The organism is Nitratidesulfovibrio liaohensis (genome assembly GCF_011682075.1).
GTDB classification, from domain to species: domain Bacteria; phylum Desulfobacterota; class Desulfovibrionia; order Desulfovibrionales; family Desulfovibrionaceae; genus Cupidesulfovibrio; species Cupidesulfovibrio liaohensis.
On the sequence record NZ_VSMK01000689.1, the window covers coordinates 1 to 787 of the forward strand.

1 pseudogene is annotated in these 787 nt (G+C 57.9%); it reads right to left on the minus strand.

What is annotated here, in order from left to right:
• Positions 1–787 (minus strand): annotated as a pseudogene (locus FVW27_RS17790) (hypothetical protein); the annotation flags it as partial.

A 787-nucleotide genomic window follows, 5' to 3' on the forward strand; every position in this document is an offset into this window, starting at 1 on the left:
TCCTCCTTGAGCATCGTCTGGTCCAGCGTACTTCTGCCCGGTACGGCTGCTGTCTTGAACCGGTAGTTGCCCGCTGCTATCCAGCCCGATGATTGAGAGGACGCAGCGCTTGTCAGGCGGTGCCATGTGCTGCGCAGGGTGTCCTCCATCTCTGCGATGTCCCCTTCCAGAGAGCGCTTCCTTTCCTTCAGCTGTGTCAGCTGGGCAAGATACTCGGCGTATTCATCGTCTAGGGTGATAGGTTCGCCGTCTTGGCAGACGGGCTTGAACTTGGGGCAATCGCCGTTGGCATCGCACCAGTCGCATAGAGGGTGAAAGCCTTGGCATGTAGGCACGTCATCGAGTGACAAACTGCCCGTGGCCACGGTCTGCATGGTTTGCCAAAGGGTTGCGGCTGTGCGCAGGCAGACTCCAAGCATGTTCCGATCAGGTGGATAAGGCCCGAAGGCCTTGGCATCCGACATGGCAACGGAAAGCACGTAGCCTTCGATAGCAATTCGTTCGGGCGAGTCTGGCAGATCGATCTGAAACAGCTGGTATGCAGCTTCCGGAAAGGTCTTGCGACTGAGGACGAGATGGCCGGATGCGTCCCGTACGCTGAAGCACGGCCGATTCCAACAGGCATGCAACAAACCTATTTGGCCGTAGAGCTGTACCTCGTTGGCTGTATAGAGGGTTTCAGGCAGGCGCTGGTTGCTCTTGAGCTCCCAGACCTGAATGCAGGGGTGTGGGTTCGATCGTATAAGCGTGAGGTCGAGATGCGCTCTGATCGGGACGCCATGGAAGG